Annotated in this window: 13 protein-coding genes; 8 read left to right on the top strand and 5 right to left on the bottom strand. The window is 74.6% G+C overall.

Annotated elements, in window-relative coordinates; genetic code table 11:
* Positions 1–247: 247 nt before the first annotated feature.
* Positions 248–3,724, bottom strand: a complete 3,477-nt coding sequence (locus DVA86_RS06160) for a molecular chaperone Hsp90 (RefSeq protein ID WP_208884438.1) — start codon at positions 3,722–3,724, stop codon at positions 248–250.
* 162 nt (positions 3,725–3,886) lie between these two features.
* Here DVA86_RS06160 and DVA86_RS06165 point away from each other — a divergent pair, with 162 nt between their 5' ends.
* Positions 3,887–4,735 carry a sulfite exporter TauE/SafE family protein gene (locus tag DVA86_RS06165; protein WP_208876409.1) on the top strand — a complete coding sequence of 283 codons (849 nt, stop codon included), beginning with the start codon at positions 3,887–3,889 and terminating at the stop codon, positions 4,733–4,735.
* 31 nt (positions 4,736–4,766) lie between these two features.
* Here DVA86_RS06165 and DVA86_RS06170 read toward each other — a convergent pair whose 3' ends face one another.
* Positions 4,767–5,297 carry an Lrp/AsnC family transcriptional regulator gene (locus DVA86_RS06170; RefSeq protein ID WP_208876413.1) on the bottom strand — a complete coding sequence of 177 codons (531 nt, stop codon included), beginning with the start codon at positions 5,295–5,297 and terminating at the stop codon, positions 4,767–4,769.
* Positions 5,298–5,381: 84 nt separating this feature from the next.
* On the opposite strand from DVA86_RS06170, the gene DVA86_RS06175 reads away from it, so the two are divergent.
* On the top strand, positions 5,382–6,296 hold the full coding sequence (locus tag DVA86_RS06175) for an EamA family transporter (RefSeq protein WP_208876415.1): 915 nt from the start codon (positions 5,382–5,384) through the stop codon (positions 6,294–6,296).
* Between the two features lie 127 nt (positions 6,297–6,423).
* Positions 6,424–7,404, top strand: coding sequence for an aldo/keto reductase (locus DVA86_RS06180; RefSeq protein ID WP_208876416.1), 981 nt, complete (start codon positions 6,424–6,426; stop codon positions 7,402–7,404).
* A 54-nt stretch (positions 7,405–7,458) separates the two neighbouring features.
* Here the strand turns inward: DVA86_RS06180 and DVA86_RS06185 are convergent, their stop codons facing one another.
* Positions 7,459–8,463, bottom strand: coding sequence for a DUF3027 domain-containing protein (locus tag DVA86_RS06185; protein ID WP_208876418.1), 1,005 nt, complete (start codon positions 8,461–8,463; stop codon positions 7,459–7,461).
* 381 nt (positions 8,464–8,844) lie between these two features.
* On the opposite strand from DVA86_RS06185, the gene DVA86_RS06190 reads away from it, so the two are divergent.
* From DVA86_RS06190 to DVA86_RS06205, 4 genes are all read left to right on the top strand, one after another.
* Positions 8,845–10,242 (top strand): MFS transporter, encoded by a 1,398-nt coding sequence (locus DVA86_RS06190; protein ID WP_425470969.1) that lies wholly within the window; start codon positions 8,845–8,847, stop codon positions 10,240–10,242.
* A gap of 278 nt (positions 10,243–10,520) precedes the next feature.
* A complete protein-coding gene (locus DVA86_RS06195) occupies positions 10,521–11,021 on the top strand; it encodes a DUF2771 domain-containing protein (protein WP_208876420.1) in 501 nt (166 codons plus the stop codon).
* A gap of 16 nt (positions 11,022–11,037) precedes the next feature.
* Entirely contained in the window at positions 11,038–11,961 is a 924-nt protein-coding gene (mqnB, locus tag DVA86_RS06200; RefSeq protein ID WP_208876422.1) for a futalosine hydrolase, read from the top strand.
* Complete coding sequence (locus tag DVA86_RS06205; protein ID WP_208876424.1) at positions 11,958–12,860, top strand: 1,4-dihydroxy-6-naphtoate synthase; 903 nt, start codon at positions 11,958–11,960, stop codon at positions 12,858–12,860. The genes mqnB and DVA86_RS06205 overlap by 4 nt, the downstream gene beginning before the upstream one ends.
* An 88-nt stretch (positions 12,861–12,948) precedes the next feature.
* Here DVA86_RS06205 and DVA86_RS35920 read toward each other — a convergent pair whose 3' ends face one another.
* Entirely contained in the window at positions 12,949–13,332 is a 384-nt protein-coding gene (locus tag DVA86_RS35920; protein WP_208876426.1) for a cold-shock protein, read from the bottom strand.
* A gap of 212 nt (positions 13,333–13,544) precedes the next feature.
* Here DVA86_RS35920 and DVA86_RS06215 point away from each other — a divergent pair, with 212 nt between their 5' ends.
* A complete protein-coding gene (locus tag DVA86_RS06215; protein ID WP_208876427.1) occupies positions 13,545–13,799 on the top strand; it encodes a hypothetical protein in 255 nt (84 codons plus the stop codon).
* Between the two features lie 40 nt (positions 13,800–13,839).
* On the opposite strand, the gene DVA86_RS06220 is transcribed toward DVA86_RS06215, so the two are convergent.
* Positions 13,840–14,490: an HAD family hydrolase gene (locus tag DVA86_RS06220; protein ID WP_425470770.1), complete on the bottom strand. Its 651-nt coding sequence runs from the start codon at positions 14,488–14,490 to the stop codon at positions 13,840–13,842.
* Positions 14,491–14,542: the final 52 nt, after the last annotated feature.

Raw genomic sequence — 14,542 nt, forward strand, 5'->3', positions numbered from 1 at the left:
GGGCCCGCGGGCTCGGGCAGTACGCCCGCCAGAATCCAGCCCGTCCGGCGCTTGAGGACACCACCCAGGGCCCGCAGGCCGGGCGGTCAACGAGTCGTACAACGGAAGGAGTTGCCACAGCAGACGAAGAGACGGGCGTGCCCGACGGGACGGCACCCCCGCCCGGGCCACGGCACACGCAGGGGCACAGACGGGGCGCGCGCCCCGCAGGGCAGGCGCGGGCGCTCGCGGGCCGGGGCCGCGAGAGTCAGTCGTGCCAGCGGGCGCGAGACAGTTCCGCCGCGCGGGTCGGATCCTCCAGCAGGGCCGCCGTCTCGAAGCGGCGTGCCCACTGGCCCGCCGCCCAGGCGAGGCCCGCCGCCACGCCCTCCAGGGTGGCGGCGTGCAGGACGCCGTCCCGGGTGAGGTGCCAGTCCAGTTCGGTGTCGTCGACGAGCAGTTCCTCGTGCTCCAGGTACGACGCGGGCGCGCCGGGGAGCAGGGCACGTACGGCGTCGGGCACGGCCCGTTCCGTCCCCGGGTCGCCGGTGAGCGAGCGGCCCGCGACCTCGCTCAGCCGCCGTACGTCCAGCACCGTGGCCAGGTCGGCGGCCAGCGCGGGCCGTACGGGCACCAGCGGGCGCCGGGCGGCCAGCGGCATGAGGTCGGGCACGTCCGCGACGACCGCCTCGGACGCGTCCTCGACCCGCACCTCGTGGCCGACGACCGCGCGCAGTTCGTCGGGCAGGGTCACCTCGTCGGGGTCGAGGCTGGCCAGCAGGCCGTAGAGGCCGTGGAGTTGGTCTGCGGTGACGGGCAGTTCGGGGTCGGCAAGCCGGGACAGGAGCTCCGCCGCGCCGCCGGGCTCGTCCAGCAGGGCGGCGGCCGAGGTGCGTACGCCGAGGGCGCGCAGCACCTGGGTGTCGGCGCCGCCGTCGATGGTGAGGGCGGAGGCGTCGGCCTCCTCGTACAGCCCGGCCAGCAGGGCGTCGCCGCCTGCCGCACGCAGCCCGGCGGGGCGGCGGCCGTCCAGCACGGGGTGGCCGCGCAGCCACCACGCGGTGTACGGGCGCACGGTCTCGGTCACGCCGTCCGGCAGCAGCACCCGGACGGGGGCGGTCAGGGCATCGCGCAGCGGCGGCTGCGCGAGCATGGCGAGGGCCTGCGGCCAGCGGTCGTCGTCGACCAGGTCCAGGTCGCGTACGGCGACCAGTTCGGCCACGACGGGCGGCACGGCCGGCTGGGACGAGAGGCCGTCCAGGACGTCTTCGCACCAGACGTCGACGGCGTCGAGGAGGCCGACGTCGTCGGGCTGGGCGTAGTCGCTGTCCTGCGGTTCGGCGATCTCGTCCGGGTCGAGGACGACGTCCGTGGCCCGTACGAGGGCGAAGTCCGCCAGTACGCCGACGGCGGTCAGCGGCTGTTCGCCCCAGCGGCCGGCCAGGGCGGCGTCGCACGCGGCGAGTTCGCCTTCGCGGATGACCTGTTCGAACGGGCTGCCGGGGAAGACCAGTTCGCCGGCGGGGGCGAGTTCGCCGTCCTCGTCGGGCAGTGCCAGGGCGCCGAGCCAGGGTTCGTCGCCGGGCTCCAGACCGGCGTCGCGTACGAGTGCGAGCACCGTTTCGACGAGTTCGTCCGCGTCGAGGGTGCCGGCGTCCTCGTCCCAGATGTCGCCGGCGTCCAGCGAGTTGGCGACGGCGGCCCGCACCTGCGGGGTGGTGAGGACGGCGCGCGGTGACGCGGGGGTGGCGCCCAGCTTGTCCAGCAGCGGGTGGGCGCCATCGGGGTGCGCCACCTTGAGCCCGAGGCGGGCGAGTGCGCTGTGCCGCTGGGAGGTGCCGTCAGGCAAGGCACCGTCCTCGGAGGTGCCGTCCTGCGGCACCTCCCCGGCCTCCGGGGCGGCGACACCGGCGTAGTCGTCCGCAGGCGCGGGGAGCAGCACTTGGCGCGGTCCGATCGCCGTACGCCCGTCCGCCAGCGGCACCGGCAGTCCGGTGAGCCGGTCCGGGTCCACGCCGGCGAGTGAGTCGTAGAGGCGCCGCCACCAGCCGGGTTGCCGTTGGACGCCGCCCAGCCGGTCGATCACCTCGCCGAGCGGTACGCGCGGCACCTCCAGCAGGCGGAGTTCCGGCCGCCGTTCGAGGCCGGCGGGCAGCAGGCTCGGGAACAGTTCGGAGAGGACGACGACGGTGTCCGCCCCCGCGCCCTCGATGATCTCGGCGTCGCGGGGCCGCAGCGCGCCGCCGAACTCGCCGCCGCTCAGCCCTTCTTCGGCCTCCGCCGACCCGCCCGCGGGAGCGGTGTCCGCGACTGCGCTCGTGCCCGTTCCCGTGCCCGTCTCCGGGCCCGTTTCCGTTTCCGTGTCCGCCGCGCGCGGCAGGAAGGCCACCCGGGGGAGGCGTTCGAGCACCAGCCGCCGCAGGGCGCCGTCGAGTTCACCCTCGCCGAGCGGCCCGCGTACGAGGTCGAGGGTGCCGGTGCTCACGGGCCGCCAGTCGGCGATCAGGCCCGCGTACGCCTCGGCGGCCCGTACGGTCAGGAAGTCGGTCAGCGGGCCTGGCGCGACGTGCCGCCGCGTCGGCTCCATCGGGAACGACGCGATGAGCAGCGCGGGCAGCCCCAGCGGTTCCTCCGTCGGGGTCGGCGCGTGGACGACGGCCGTGGTGGATGGCCGTACGGGCGCGCCGTCCGCGTCGACGGGCACCGCCCAGGTGACCGACCACCAGGGGCGTTCGCGTTCCTCCAGCGGGCGGTCGGCGAAGAGCGCGTCGTCGGCGCGGCCGCTCGCGTGGGCGACGCGCCAGCGGGTGCGCCGTACGTTGGTGCCGCCCGGCGCCGGAGCGGTCGCGGCCTGCCCCGCGGTCGCGGCCTGCCCGGCGGGAGCGGCGGTGGTGTCCTCGACGAGCACGTACGCGCTCTCCGCGCTGTCCGTGCGCCGCGTCAGGGTGCGTACGGACTCCGGGGTGTCGATGACGACTTCGTGCAGGCCGGGGAGAGTGAGCAGCAGTGCGTCGTCCACGGCGGCGAGCAGGCCTGCGGCCAGTTCCTCGGCCGCGGTGTCGCGCAACGGCAGGACGACGGCGGTGTCGTAGCCCTCGGGCGCCATGCCCTCGGCCGGGAACGGCAGCCGCAGCAGCGGGACATGGCCTTCGCGGCGGCGCAGCTCGTCGGCGAGGTCGCTGCTGCCCGCGCCGGTGACCGCGCCCGCACTAGTGCCGCGCGCCGCCTCCACCGTGAGTTCGCGCGCCTCCGCGAGCGACCAGCGCACGCCCCCGCCGCGCCCCAGCACCGCGGGTTCGTCGCTCACCGCGAGTACGGCGGCGAACCCGACGCCGTACCGCCCCACCTGCGCGGGCGCCCCCGCGCCCCGGTCCGCGCCCGCGCCGCCGTCGGCGGACCTGCCGCCGTCGGCGCCCCCGCCCTCGTCGCGCTTCGCGGACGCGCGCAGCGTCGCCAGCGACTCGACGCCCGCCGCGTCCAGCGCCGCGCCCGTGTTGGCGGCGACGAGGACGCCGCTCCGCAGCACGTAGCGGATACGTCCGGGCCGCCCGGCGCGGGCGGCGGCGTCGGCGGCGTTCTGGGCCAACTCGACGACCAGCCGGTCGCGGTAGCCGCCGAACGCCAGGTCCTGCTCGGCGTTGGCGTCCTCGCGGAAGCGGGCCGGCGAAGCGGTCCACGCGTCCAGCACGCCCCGCCGCAGTCGCGCGGTCCCGAACGGGTCCTCCCCGGACCCCCGCCGCACCATCACCGTGCCGCCGCCGCTCACGCTGCGCCTCCTCGCCGTTTGTACGGGGCGGGCCCGACGTCCGCCTGTTCCGTGACCGTACGGCATCGCCGCAGCGGTGCGGTACGGAGCGCACCGCCCGCCGGACGGAGGCCCACGGGCGGCGAGATACGCTCGCTGTCCGTGCCCGAACTCCCGTTCTTCCTCATAGCCGGTGCCGCCGTACTGCTGGGCTCGGCCGTACAGACCGGCGTCGGTCTCGGCCTGGGCCTAGTGGCGGCTCCGGTGCTGGTCGTACTGGAGCCCTCGCTCATGCCCGGCACGCTGCTCGTCACCACTGTGACGATGCCTCTGCTGACAGTGTGCGCGGAACGGCGGCACATCGACTGGCACGGGCTGAGCTGGGGGCTGCCCGCCCGGATGCCGGGCGCCGTGGCCGGTGCGTGGCTGATCACGGTGGCGGATCCGCGGCTGCTGGGAGCCCTGGTCGGGCTGATGGTGCTGGCGGCGGTGGCGGCGTCCGCGTTCAGCCGGGGCGGCGCGGACAGGCCGGGCGCCCCGGGCAGGCCGGGCACCCAGGGCGGCCCGGACGGCGTGGACCGCGTGGACCCCGCGGACGGCGCGGACCCCGTGGAGAGCCGGGGCTCCGACGGCCCGCCCCGTGCCCACCGCTTCAGCCCCGCCGCCCTGCTCACGGCGGGCGCCGCGGCCGGGCTCACCGGCACCGCGACGTCGATCGGCGGCCCGCCGCTGGCCCTCCTCTACCAGCGCCAGCCCGCCGCGCGCGTACGCGCCACGCTGGGCGGCTTCTTCCTCGGCGGCACGCTCATCTCCGTACTGACCCTGGCCGCCGCCGGTGAGCTGACCGCGCACCAGGTCAGCACCGGCCTGCTGCTGGTGCCGTTCGTGGTGGCCGGTTTCGCGGCGGGCCGGCCGCTGTGCCGGCGGCTCGGGGAGGCGAGGCTGCGTACGGCGATGCTGACCGTGGTGTCGCTGTCGGGGGCGACGCTGCTCATCCGTTCGCTGCTGTGAAGCAGCAGCGGTCCGCCGGGCGCATCGCCGCCTACGGCAGCACCGGGCGCGGCGGCACGGGCGTGGACACGACCAGCGAACTGGTCGTCTGCCCGTGCACGAGGAAGCGGTCCAGAACGGTCTCCAGGTCGCCCAGCTCGGAGACGTGCACCTTGATCAGGAAGCAGTCCTCGCCGGAGATCCGGTGGCACTCGCTGACCTCGGGCGTCTGCCGTACGAGTTCGGTGACGCGGGACATCTGCCCCGGGCCGGGCCGCAGCCGGACCCACGCCGCGACGGGCAGGCCGAGGGCGGCGGGGTCCACGTCGAGGCGGTAGCCGCGGATGACCCCGGCCTCCTCCAGCCGCCGTACGCGGTCCCGCACGGTGGGGGCGGAGACGCCGAGTTCGCGGGCCAGGTCGGAGGCGCCGCGGCGCGGGTCGTCGGCGAGCAGCCGCAGGAGGCGCGCGCCCAGCTCGTCGACACCGGAACCGGAACCGGTCGCGGCCCCGGAACCGCCCGCCGAGCCCACCACCGCGCCCGCCGGGGCGCTTTTTCCGTTCTGAAAGCGTTCGTTCGACATCGCTGCCCCTGTCGCAACTGACGGACGCGGTCTGCCTTCAATCGTCCATGGCTCCGCGCCCTGGTGGTTTCTAGGTTAGAGGGCATGCCGAATCCGAACCTCAGCACGGCGCACGCGCCCGGGGCGGCGGCCGTACGGCGTGTGCCGCCGCACGCGTACTTCGTGTGCAGCGCCGTCTTCCACTACCTCGGCCCGGCGTTCGCTGTTTTGCTGTTCGCACATGTGGAGCCGCTGGGTGTCGCCTGGCTGCGGATCGTGTCCGCGGCCGCCGTGTTCGCGGTGTGGCGGCGCCCCTGGCGGAGCTGGCGGTCCGCCGACCGCGCCACCCGCCGGTCGCTGCTGGCCTGGGGCGCCGTGCTGGCGGTGATGAACTCGGGCTTCTATCTCGCCATCGACCGGCTCCCGTTGGGCACCGTCGCGGCGATCGAGTTCCTGCCGGTGATCGTGCTGGCGGCCGTCGCCGTACGGACCCGGCGCAATCTGCTGGCGCTCACCGCGGCGGTCACCGGGGTGTACCTCCTCACCGACGTCCATCTGGCCGCCGAGCCGCTCGGCCTGCTCTTCGCGGCGCTCAACGCCGCCCTCTTCGCCCTCTACGTCGTGCTCGCCCACCGCGCCTCCCGCAACCCGGCGGTCAGGGGCATCGACGGCCTCGCCCTGGCCATGCTCATCGCCTCCGCGGCCGCCCTCCCCATCGGCGTCGCGCAGGCCGTGCCCGCGCTGACCGACCCGCGGCTGCTGGCGGCGGGCGTCGGTGTGGGCGTCTGCTCGTCGGTGATCCCGTACGTCTGCGACCAGTTGGCGATGGCGCGGCTGAACCGCGGCACGTACGCCCTGCTGGTCTCGCTGCTGCCCGCGACCGCGACCGTCATCGGGGTGCTGGTGCTGGTGCAGATCCCCGTACCGCCGGAGATCGCCGGTGTGGTGCTGGTGGTGCTGGGCGTCGCCGTACACCGCGAGGCGGCACCGGACGTACGGGAGGAATCCGCGCCGCCCTGACCGGAGCACCCGGCAGCAGGTCCGCGACAGGTCCGCGACAAGGTCCGCGAAACCGCGACCCGCCCGCCACCGGCCACCCACCAGCCACCCGGAACCACCCACCAGCCACCCACCAAGCGAGGACCCCATGGACTACACCCGGCTCGGCACCACCGGCCTCACCGTTTCCCGTATCTGCCTCGGCATGATGAGCTACGGCGACACCTCCGAGCGCGCCTGGCACCTGGACGAGGCCGCGGCGGAACCCCTCGTACGGCAGGCGGCCGAGGCCGGAGTCACCTTCTTCGACACCGCCGATGTCTACGACGACGGGGTCAGCGAGCAGGTCACCGGCCGGCTGCTGCGCCGCCTGTTCCCCTCCCGCGAGGCGTACGTGCTGGCGACGAAGGTCTACTTCCCGATGGGCGGGTCCCCCAACGACCGCGGCCTCTCCCGCAAGCACGTGCTCGCCGCGATCGACGCCTCCCTGCGCAGACTCGGCACCGACTACGTCGACCTGTACCAGATCCACCGCTGGGACCACGCCACCCCCGTCGAGGAGACGATGGAGGCGCTGCACGAGGTGGTGCGGGCGGGCAAGGCGCGCTACATCGGGGCGTCGAGCATGTACGCCTGGCAGTTCGCGAAGGCGCAGCAGACGGCGCGCGAGGCGGGGTGGACCCGGTTCGTGTCGATGCAGAACCACTACAACCTGGTCTACCGGGAGGAGGAGCGGGAGATGCTCCCCCTCTGCGCCGACCAGGGCGTGGGCGTGCTCCCGTACAGCCCGCTCGCCCGCGGGCTGCTCGCGGGCAACCGGGAACGCGGCGGCGGGCGGCGCACCGTACGGGCGGGCGCCGATCCGCTGGCGGAGGAGATGTACGAGGACGCCGACTTCGACGTGGTCGACGCCGTACGCGCGCTCGCGGCCGAACGCGGCGTGCCCGCCGCGCAGCTCGCGCTGGCCTGGCTGCTGGGCCACCCCTCGGTGAGCGCCCCGGTGGTGGGGGCGACCCGCCCCGCCCATCTCGACGACGCGGTGTCGGCGGTCGGGCTGCGGCTGAGCGACGAGGAACGCACACGGCTGGAGGCACCGTACCGCCCGCACCGCGTGCTCGGGCACGTCTGAGCCGCGCCGCCGGCTGTGCGGGAGGCCGTACGAGCCGGGGTCACGCGTCCGGGGTTACGAGCCCGTGCCCGCGCCGCCCGTGCCCGCGCCCTCGCCCGACGTGCCGGCGTCGGCATCAGCACCGGCATCGGAGCCGGAACCAGCACCGGAACCGGCACCGCCGCCCGCGCTCCCCGCCTCGTCGCCCAGCGGGAACGCGTCCGCCCGCGTCTCGTCGATCACCGGCGGGGGCGGCTGCGGCGGCTGCGGCATGACGGCGGCCTCGGAGTGGGCGCCGCAGCCGTACGTCAGCGCGACGACCTGGCCGTCCGCGGGGCTGAACTCGTTCGCGCACACCCCGAACGCCTGCCGCAGCGAGCCCGCCAGCGGCACCAGGAATCCGCAGCTGATGCACGACGCCGGGGCGGCCTGCGCCATCGGGCTCTCCGGCCCGTGCGCGTCCTCCCAGCGGTCGGCTGCCGTGTGCAGGCCGTACCGGGACAGCACGCGTGAGCGGCCCATGCCCAGCTCCTCGGCCACCGCCCGGATGCTGCCGCGCTCCGGCGGCTCCGCCACCGCGCCGGGCGGCTCGTGCGTGACCTCGGCGTCCTCCACGTCGTGCAGGCCGCTGACCTCCGCGAGGTGTTCGGCCTCCTCGGACACCGGCGAGTTCGGGGGCAGCTCCTCCTCGCCCCAGAAGCCCGGTTCGAGGCGGAGGTCCTGCGCCTCGGTGGGGAGCAGGTCGCCGGGGCCGAGGTCGCCGGGCCGGAGCCGTTCGCTCCACGGCACCCACTCGGGCGCGAGCAGCGCGTCCGGACCGGGCAGCAGCACCGTCTCGTCCAGGGTGACGACCTTGGCGCGGGACGCGCGGGCGACCGTGGACGCCCAGCGCCAGCCCCGGTAGCCGGGCTCCTGGCACTCGAAAAGGTGGGTGACCACCCGGTCGCCGTCCGCGACGGCCTCGATCCAGTCGCCGACCTTGCCCGGTGCGGCGACCTCCTGGGCCGCCTCACGCGCGAGTTCGACGGCATCGGCGCACAGCCTGTCGGGTGTACGGCGGCTCCGCGTCGTGGCACTCATGCAGCACTCACAAGAATCGTCTCTCCTACGCCGTAGCGCCGTCATAGCCGAATCGGCGTGCGCCGACGTACGACCGGGCGGGGCGGGGGGAACGGACGGAGCGGAACCGTGGGCCGCTGCGACGTCCGCGCCCGCGCTCGAGGGCCGTGCGGAGCGCACTGTCAACCAACGCTACCCCAACCGCATCCGGCCGCCTCAGCGCGGTGGCCGTTGGCGGCCGGCGGGCAGGTGGCGGGGGCGGCGGACGGCGGGTGAACGCCCGTACCGATTCCGGGCCGACCGGCCGTTCCCGGACAACGGGCAGTGACAGGCCGCATCTGGGGCACACTGAACGTCGTGGCCGTAGACAAGCCGTATCAGGACGTCACGGACCGGACCGCGCTGCCCGCCGGAACCAGCCGACCGGGCAGGGCGCCCGGACGGCTCCGGCGCACCGTACGGGCCACGCGCCGGCCGCCCGCCGCGCTCGCCCGCCGTATCCGCAAGACGACGCACGCGCACGGCGCGGGCGAGTCCGGCCTCGGCAAGCTGATCGAACTGCACGCCGTCAACTCCGCCGGCGACATGCTTGTCACCGTCGCCCTCGCCTCCACCGTCTTCTTCTCCGTGCCGACCGGCGAGGCACGCGGCCGTGTCGCGCTCTACCTGCTGGTGACCATGGCGCCGTTCGCGCTGCTGGCCCCCGTCGTCGGCCCGCTCCTGGACCGCATCCCGCACGGCCGGCGCGCCGCCATGGCCGGGGCGATGCTGGCCCGCGCGCTGCTCGCGCTGACGATGGCGGGCGCGGTGGCGACGGGCGGCCTGGAGCTGTACCCGGCGGCGCTCGGCGTACTGGTCTCCTCCAAGGCATACGGAGTGGTCCGGTCCGCCGTCGTCCCCCGGCTGCTGCCACCCCGTATCTCCCTGGTGAAGGCCAACTCGCGGGTCACCCTGTCCGGACTGCTGGCCACCGGTCTGGCCGCACCGATCGGCGCGGGGCTGCACAAGCTGGGGCCGTCGTGGCCGCTGTACGGGGCGTGCGCGGTCTTCGTCGTCGGCACCTTCCTGTCGTTCTCGCTGGACCACAAGGTGGACTCCGCCAAGGGCGAACTGAAGGCGCACCTCGTGGCGGAGGCGGCCGACAGTACGGCGTCCGGTACGGGAGCCGGGTACGGGCGTACGGGGAAGCGGCGCCGGCTCGGGCTGCGTACGGCTGGCTCGTCGGTGCGGACGGGTCTGATCGCGAACTCCTCCGTACGCGCCCTCTCCGGCTTCCTCACCTTCTTCCTCGCGTTCCTGCTGCGCGAGCATCCGCTGTCCGGGATGACCGCCGCGTTCTCGCTGGGGATGGTGGCGGTCGCCGCCGGTACGGGGAACGCGCTGGGCACCGCCCTCGGCGCGTGGCTGCGGGACCGCGGCCCGGAAGTGATCATCACCGCCGTCCTGGCCTGCGCGCTCGCCGCGACGGTCACGGCGACGGCGCTGTACGGCACCGTCACGGTCGCGGCGGTCGCCGCCACCGCCGGGATCGTTCAGGCCCTGGGCAAACTGTCGCTGGACGCGCTGATCCAGCGCGACATGCCGGAGGCGGTCCGTACGTCGGCCTTCGCGCGGTCTGAGACGCTGATGCAGATGTCGTGGGTCGTGGGCGGCGCGATCGGCATCTCGCTGCCGCTGACCGTGCCGGAGGTGGGCATGGCGGTGGGCGCGGGCATCGTGGCGCTGGGCGCGGTCACGACGGTACGGGGGCTGCTGGCGGGCGCGCGCCGAAGGGGCGCGACGCGCACGCGGGTGTCCTAGGGCGCCCAGATTCAAGCCCGTCCGGCGCGGCTTGGCACGAACGCCCGCACAATCAAGCCCGTCCGGCGATTGAGGACGGCCCTCGGCCACGAAGCACGCGCGCTTGGCCTGGGCACCCCGGCCTACCGCCGGCCCTGGCCGCCCCGGTCCGTCCTCAAACGCCGGACGGGCTGGAGTTGGCGCGCCCCGCCCGTCCTCAAACGCCGGACGGGCTGGAGTTGGCTTGGCTGGGCGGAGCCGCCCGGAAGCAGGGGCGGACCGCCCGGTAACCTGCCCGCATGACCAATGCGATCCCGGGCTCGCGGCGAGGGCGGGTGCTCCGTACCGCCACCGCCCTCGGCACCGTCACCCTCGGCCTCCTCGCCCTCTCCGCCTGCGAGAAGCCGACACCGCTGGCCACGGTGACCGTCGGCGGCGAAACGGTGACCGCCGAGGCCGCCTGCTACGAGGACGGCAAGACGATCGGCGAGGCCGAGGCGAAGAAGTGCGCCGACGCGAAGGCCGAGAAGAAGATCACCGTCGGGCACGGCGACAAGATCCGTATCGGCGTCGAGCCGGAGATGGCGGAGGAGGGCTGGATGCTCTTCGTGAACGACCAGTCCGTACTGCCGGAGCCGACCGACAAGACGTACTACTCGTTCCCCGGCGACGCGTTCTTCCAGAAGCAGGGCCCCACCGGGCAGGCGGAGCCGACCAAGGACGCGGAGATCAGCATCGTCATGACGAAGGACGGCAACTTCAAGGGCGCCTGGCACATCGAGGCGAAGCAGGAGAAGTGACGGCGGTCCCGGGCCGATGCGCGTCCTGACCGTCACCGCCGTCGCCGCGGAACGGGACGCGGTGACGCGCGCCGTCACCGACATCGCGGGCCGCGGGGCGGGCGAGGCGAAGCCCGTACGGCTGCCCGGCGGGCTGACCGCGCACCGCGTACGGTGCGCGGTGGCCACCCCGGGCGGGGAACGGGAGCTGGTGCTGGACGCGGTCGCGGCCGGCGTGGGCGTCGGCGCTGCCGCCGCCGGGGCGGCCACCGCGCTGACGGCCGCCGACTTGGCGGGCACCCCGTACGACCTCGCCGTCTCGGCGGGCATCGGCGGCGGCTTCGTACGCGACGTACGGGACGCACACGGCGAATACGACGTACGGGACGCACGCGCCGTACGTGACACCCCCGCGTCCGGCGACCCGGCGCCCCGGCTGGGCGGTACGGCGGTCGCGTCGGCCGTCGTCGCCGCCGACCTGGGCGCGCAGACGACGGAGCCGGGGCCCGGAGGCTTCGTACCGGTGACGGAGCTGGGTTTCGGCACCGTCGAGCACCGGCCGCCCGCGGCACTCGTACGGGCCGTGGCCGGGGCCACCGGCGGTACGACCGGACCCGTGCTCACCGTGTCCACGGTGACGGGCACGGCGGAGCGCGCCGCCGAACTGGCGGCACGGCACCCGGGCGCCGTCGCCGAGGCGATGGAGGGCTTCGGGGTGGCGGAGGCGGCGTACGCGCACGGGGTGCCGGTGCTCGAGCTCCGTACGGTCTCCAACGCCGTCGGCCCCCGCGACCGCGCCGCCTGGCGCATTCCGGACGCGCTGCGGGCGCTCACCACGGCGGTCGGGAAGACGGTCCCGGTGCTCACGCGCTGGTACGAGGAGCAAGACGGCCGTGCCGGCGCATACGGCGCGGACGGCCCGGACGGTGACAACGAGCAAGGACAGGCGGAACGAGCATGATCGAGCGGCCCCTGCGGATCGCGTACTCCCCGTGCCCCAACGACACGTTCACCTTCGACGCCTGGGCGCACGGCCGCGTGCCGGGGGCGCCGCCGCTGGACGTCACGTTCGCGGACATCGACGTCACGAACGGGATGGCGGAGCGGGGCGAGTTCGACGTTCTGAAGGTGTCGTACGCGGTGCTGCCCTGGGTGCTGGAGGAGTACGCGCTGCTGCCGTGCGGAGGCGCGCTCGGGCGCGGCTGCGGGCCGCTGGTGCTGACGCGTCCGCCGCACGCCGGCGCCGAGTCCCCCGCGCCCGGCGCGCCGGGCGCGGGGGAGGCGCAGGGCGCGGGGCTGCGCGGCAAGACGGTCGCGGTACCGAGCGAACGGTCCACCGCCTACCTGCTGTTCCGGCTCTGGGCCGCCGCGGAGGTGCCGGGCGGGGTCGGCAAGATCGTGGTACTGCCGTTCCACGAGATCATGCCCGCCGTACGGGACGGCAGGGTCGACGCCGGACTGGTGATCCACGAGGCCCGCTTCACGTACCAGGACTTCGGTCTGCACTGCCTCGCCGACATGGGCGAGCACTGGGAGTCCACGACGGGGCTGCCCATCCCGCTCGGCGCGATCATCGCCAAGCGCGCGCTCGGCGAACGGACGCTGCACGCGCTGGCGGACGCCGCGCGGAAGTCCGTACGCATGGCGTGGGACGACCCGGAGGCGTCGCGGCCGTACGTACTGGAGCACGCGCAGGAGATGGACCCGCGCGTGGCGGACCAGCACATCGGCCTGTACGTCAACGAGTTCACCGCGGGCCTGGGGGACGACGGGTACGCGGCCGTGCGGGGGTTGCTGACGCGGGCCGCGGCGGAGGGGCTTGTGCCGCCGCTCGGCCCGGACGCGCTCGCTTTCCCCTGACGCCCGCATCCCCGGCCGTCAGGCCGTGCGGCCCGCACCGGGCCGAGGCCCGTCCTCAAACGCCGGACGGGCCGGGAATCGGCTCGCGTCAGACGTCCAGTTGGTCCGCCACCGCCCGCAGCATGCCCGCGATCTTGCGGCCGTGTGCCTTGTCCGGGTACCGGCCGCGCTCCAGCGACTGGGACACACCGTCAAGCAGCGTCGTCAGGTCCTGGACGATCGACGCCAGCTCGTCCGGCTTGCGGCGCTGTGCTGCGGCTACGGACGGCGCGGGGTCCAGCAGGCTGACCGAGAGCGCCTGGTCACCGCGCTGTCCCGCGACGACTCCGAACTCCACGCGCTGGCCCGGCTTCAGCGCATCGACGCCGTCCGGGAGCACCGACGAGTGCACGAAGACGTCTCCGCCGTCGTCGCGGGAGAGAAAGCCGAAGCCCTTCTCGGTGTTGAACCATTTGACCTTGCCGGTAGGCACGTCCGTCCTCGTCCTCGTACTCGTCAGGGCAGCGGGCTGCTCGCGTGGAAACGGAAAAACTCGCGTCAGAGCTGGTGGTGAAACGGCTCCGGAGAGCAGTCGAGCGGGCCGTGAGACCCGCCACCACCAAGGCTAATGGTCCGCAGCCCGGTGACAAGACGCCTTTTCCGAGCGGTTCCTTCGTAGCCTGCTCACCGATCTACCCTGACCGGGTGAACACTGAAACGCCCCGGGCACCCGGGGATCTGCTGGTACGGGCGGGCGGTGTCGTCTTCGCGGTCGGCGCGCTCGCGACGCTCATCACCGTGGCGCCGCTGTTTCTGGACGCGGATCCGTTCCCCGCCCCGGCGTACTTCGTGTGCATGCTGATGGGTGTCGGCTTCGGGCTGGCGGCCGCCGGCCTGCTGCGGTCGGCCGCCGCGGAGCGGCGCGCGGCGCGCGAGGCGGTGTCCGGGCCGACGGCCTGAGGCCGGGCCGGGCCAGCGACCGGTCCGGGCCCGCGCAGCCTCACTCCCGCCGGACACCACCCCGCTCCGCCCCGTACGTGTCCAGCCAGGCGGGGAGGTCCGGCAGCCCGCCCTCCAGTACGACGTCCGCGCCCGCCGCGCGCAGTTCCGCCGCGTCGCACGGCCCGGTCGGTACGGCGACCGACACGGCGCCCGCCGTACGCGCGCCGCGCACGTCGCCGGTGTGGTCCCCGACGTACACGGCGGCGCCGTACTCGCGCAGCGCCTCCGCCTTGGCCTCCGCCCACAGCCAGCCGATCACCGCGTCCGGTGCGATGCCGAGGTGCTCGAGGTGCAGCTTGGCGTTCGGCTCGTGCTTCGCGGTGACGACGATGGCGCGGCCGCCCGCGTCCCGTACGGCCTGTACGGCCTCGCGCGCGCCCGGCAGCGCGGTGCAGGGCGCGATGGCTATCGAGGGGTACATCTCGCGGTAGCGGTCGCTGAGTTCACCGATACGGTCCGCCGGGAACCATTCCGCGAGCTCCTGCTCCAGCGGCGGGCCGAGGCGGGTGACAGCCAGTTCGGCGTCGATGTAGGTGCCGGTCTCCGCGGACAGCGCCTCGTAGCAGGCCTTGATGCCGGGGCGGGTGTCGATCAGGGTCATGTCGAGGTCGAAGCCGACCGTCATCTCGTACGAAGGCATGCCCTGCATTCTGCCTTGCCGCACCCCGTACACTTAGGTCTGCCTTACCTAGCCCAGCGCC

The sequence above is a fragment of the Streptomyces armeniacus genome (genome assembly GCF_003355155.1).
Taxonomy (GTDB): domain Bacteria; phylum Actinomycetota; class Actinomycetes; order Streptomycetales; family Streptomycetaceae; genus Streptomyces; species Streptomyces armeniacus.

Bases quoted from the DNA above. Each gene is read 5' to 3' on its own strand.
- mqnB (WP_208876422.1), top strand. From the start codon at position 11,038: ATGCGCGTCCTGACCGTCACCGCCGTCGCCGCGGAACGGGACGCGGTG.
- DVA86_RS06220 (WP_425470770.1), bottom strand. From the start codon at position 14,490: ATGCAGGGCATGCCTTCGTACGAGATGACGGTCGGCTTCGACCTCGAC.
- DVA86_RS06205 (WP_208876424.1), top strand. From the start codon at position 11,958: ATGATCGAGCGGCCCCTGCGGATCGCGTACTCCCCGTGCCCCAACGAC.
- DVA86_RS06175 (WP_208876415.1), top strand. From the start codon at position 5,382: ATGCCGAATCCGAACCTCAGCACGGCGCACGCGCCCGGGGCGGCGGCC.
- DVA86_RS06160 (WP_208884438.1), bottom strand. From the start codon at position 3,724: ATGGTGCGGCGGGGGTCCGGGGAGGACCCGTTCGGGACCGCGCGACTG.
- DVA86_RS06170 (WP_208876413.1), bottom strand. From the start codon at position 5,297: ATGTCGAACGAACGCTTTCAGAACGGAAAAAGCGCCCCGGCGGGCGCG.
- DVA86_RS06195 (WP_208876420.1), top strand. From the start codon at position 10,521: ATGACCAATGCGATCCCGGGCTCGCGGCGAGGGCGGGTGCTCCGTACC.
- DVA86_RS06185 (WP_208876418.1), bottom strand. From the start codon at position 8,463: ATGAGTGCCACGACGCGGAGCCGCCGTACACCCGACAGGCTGTGCGCC.
- DVA86_RS06180 (WP_208876416.1), top strand. From the start codon at position 6,424: ATGGACTACACCCGGCTCGGCACCACCGGCCTCACCGTTTCCCGTATC.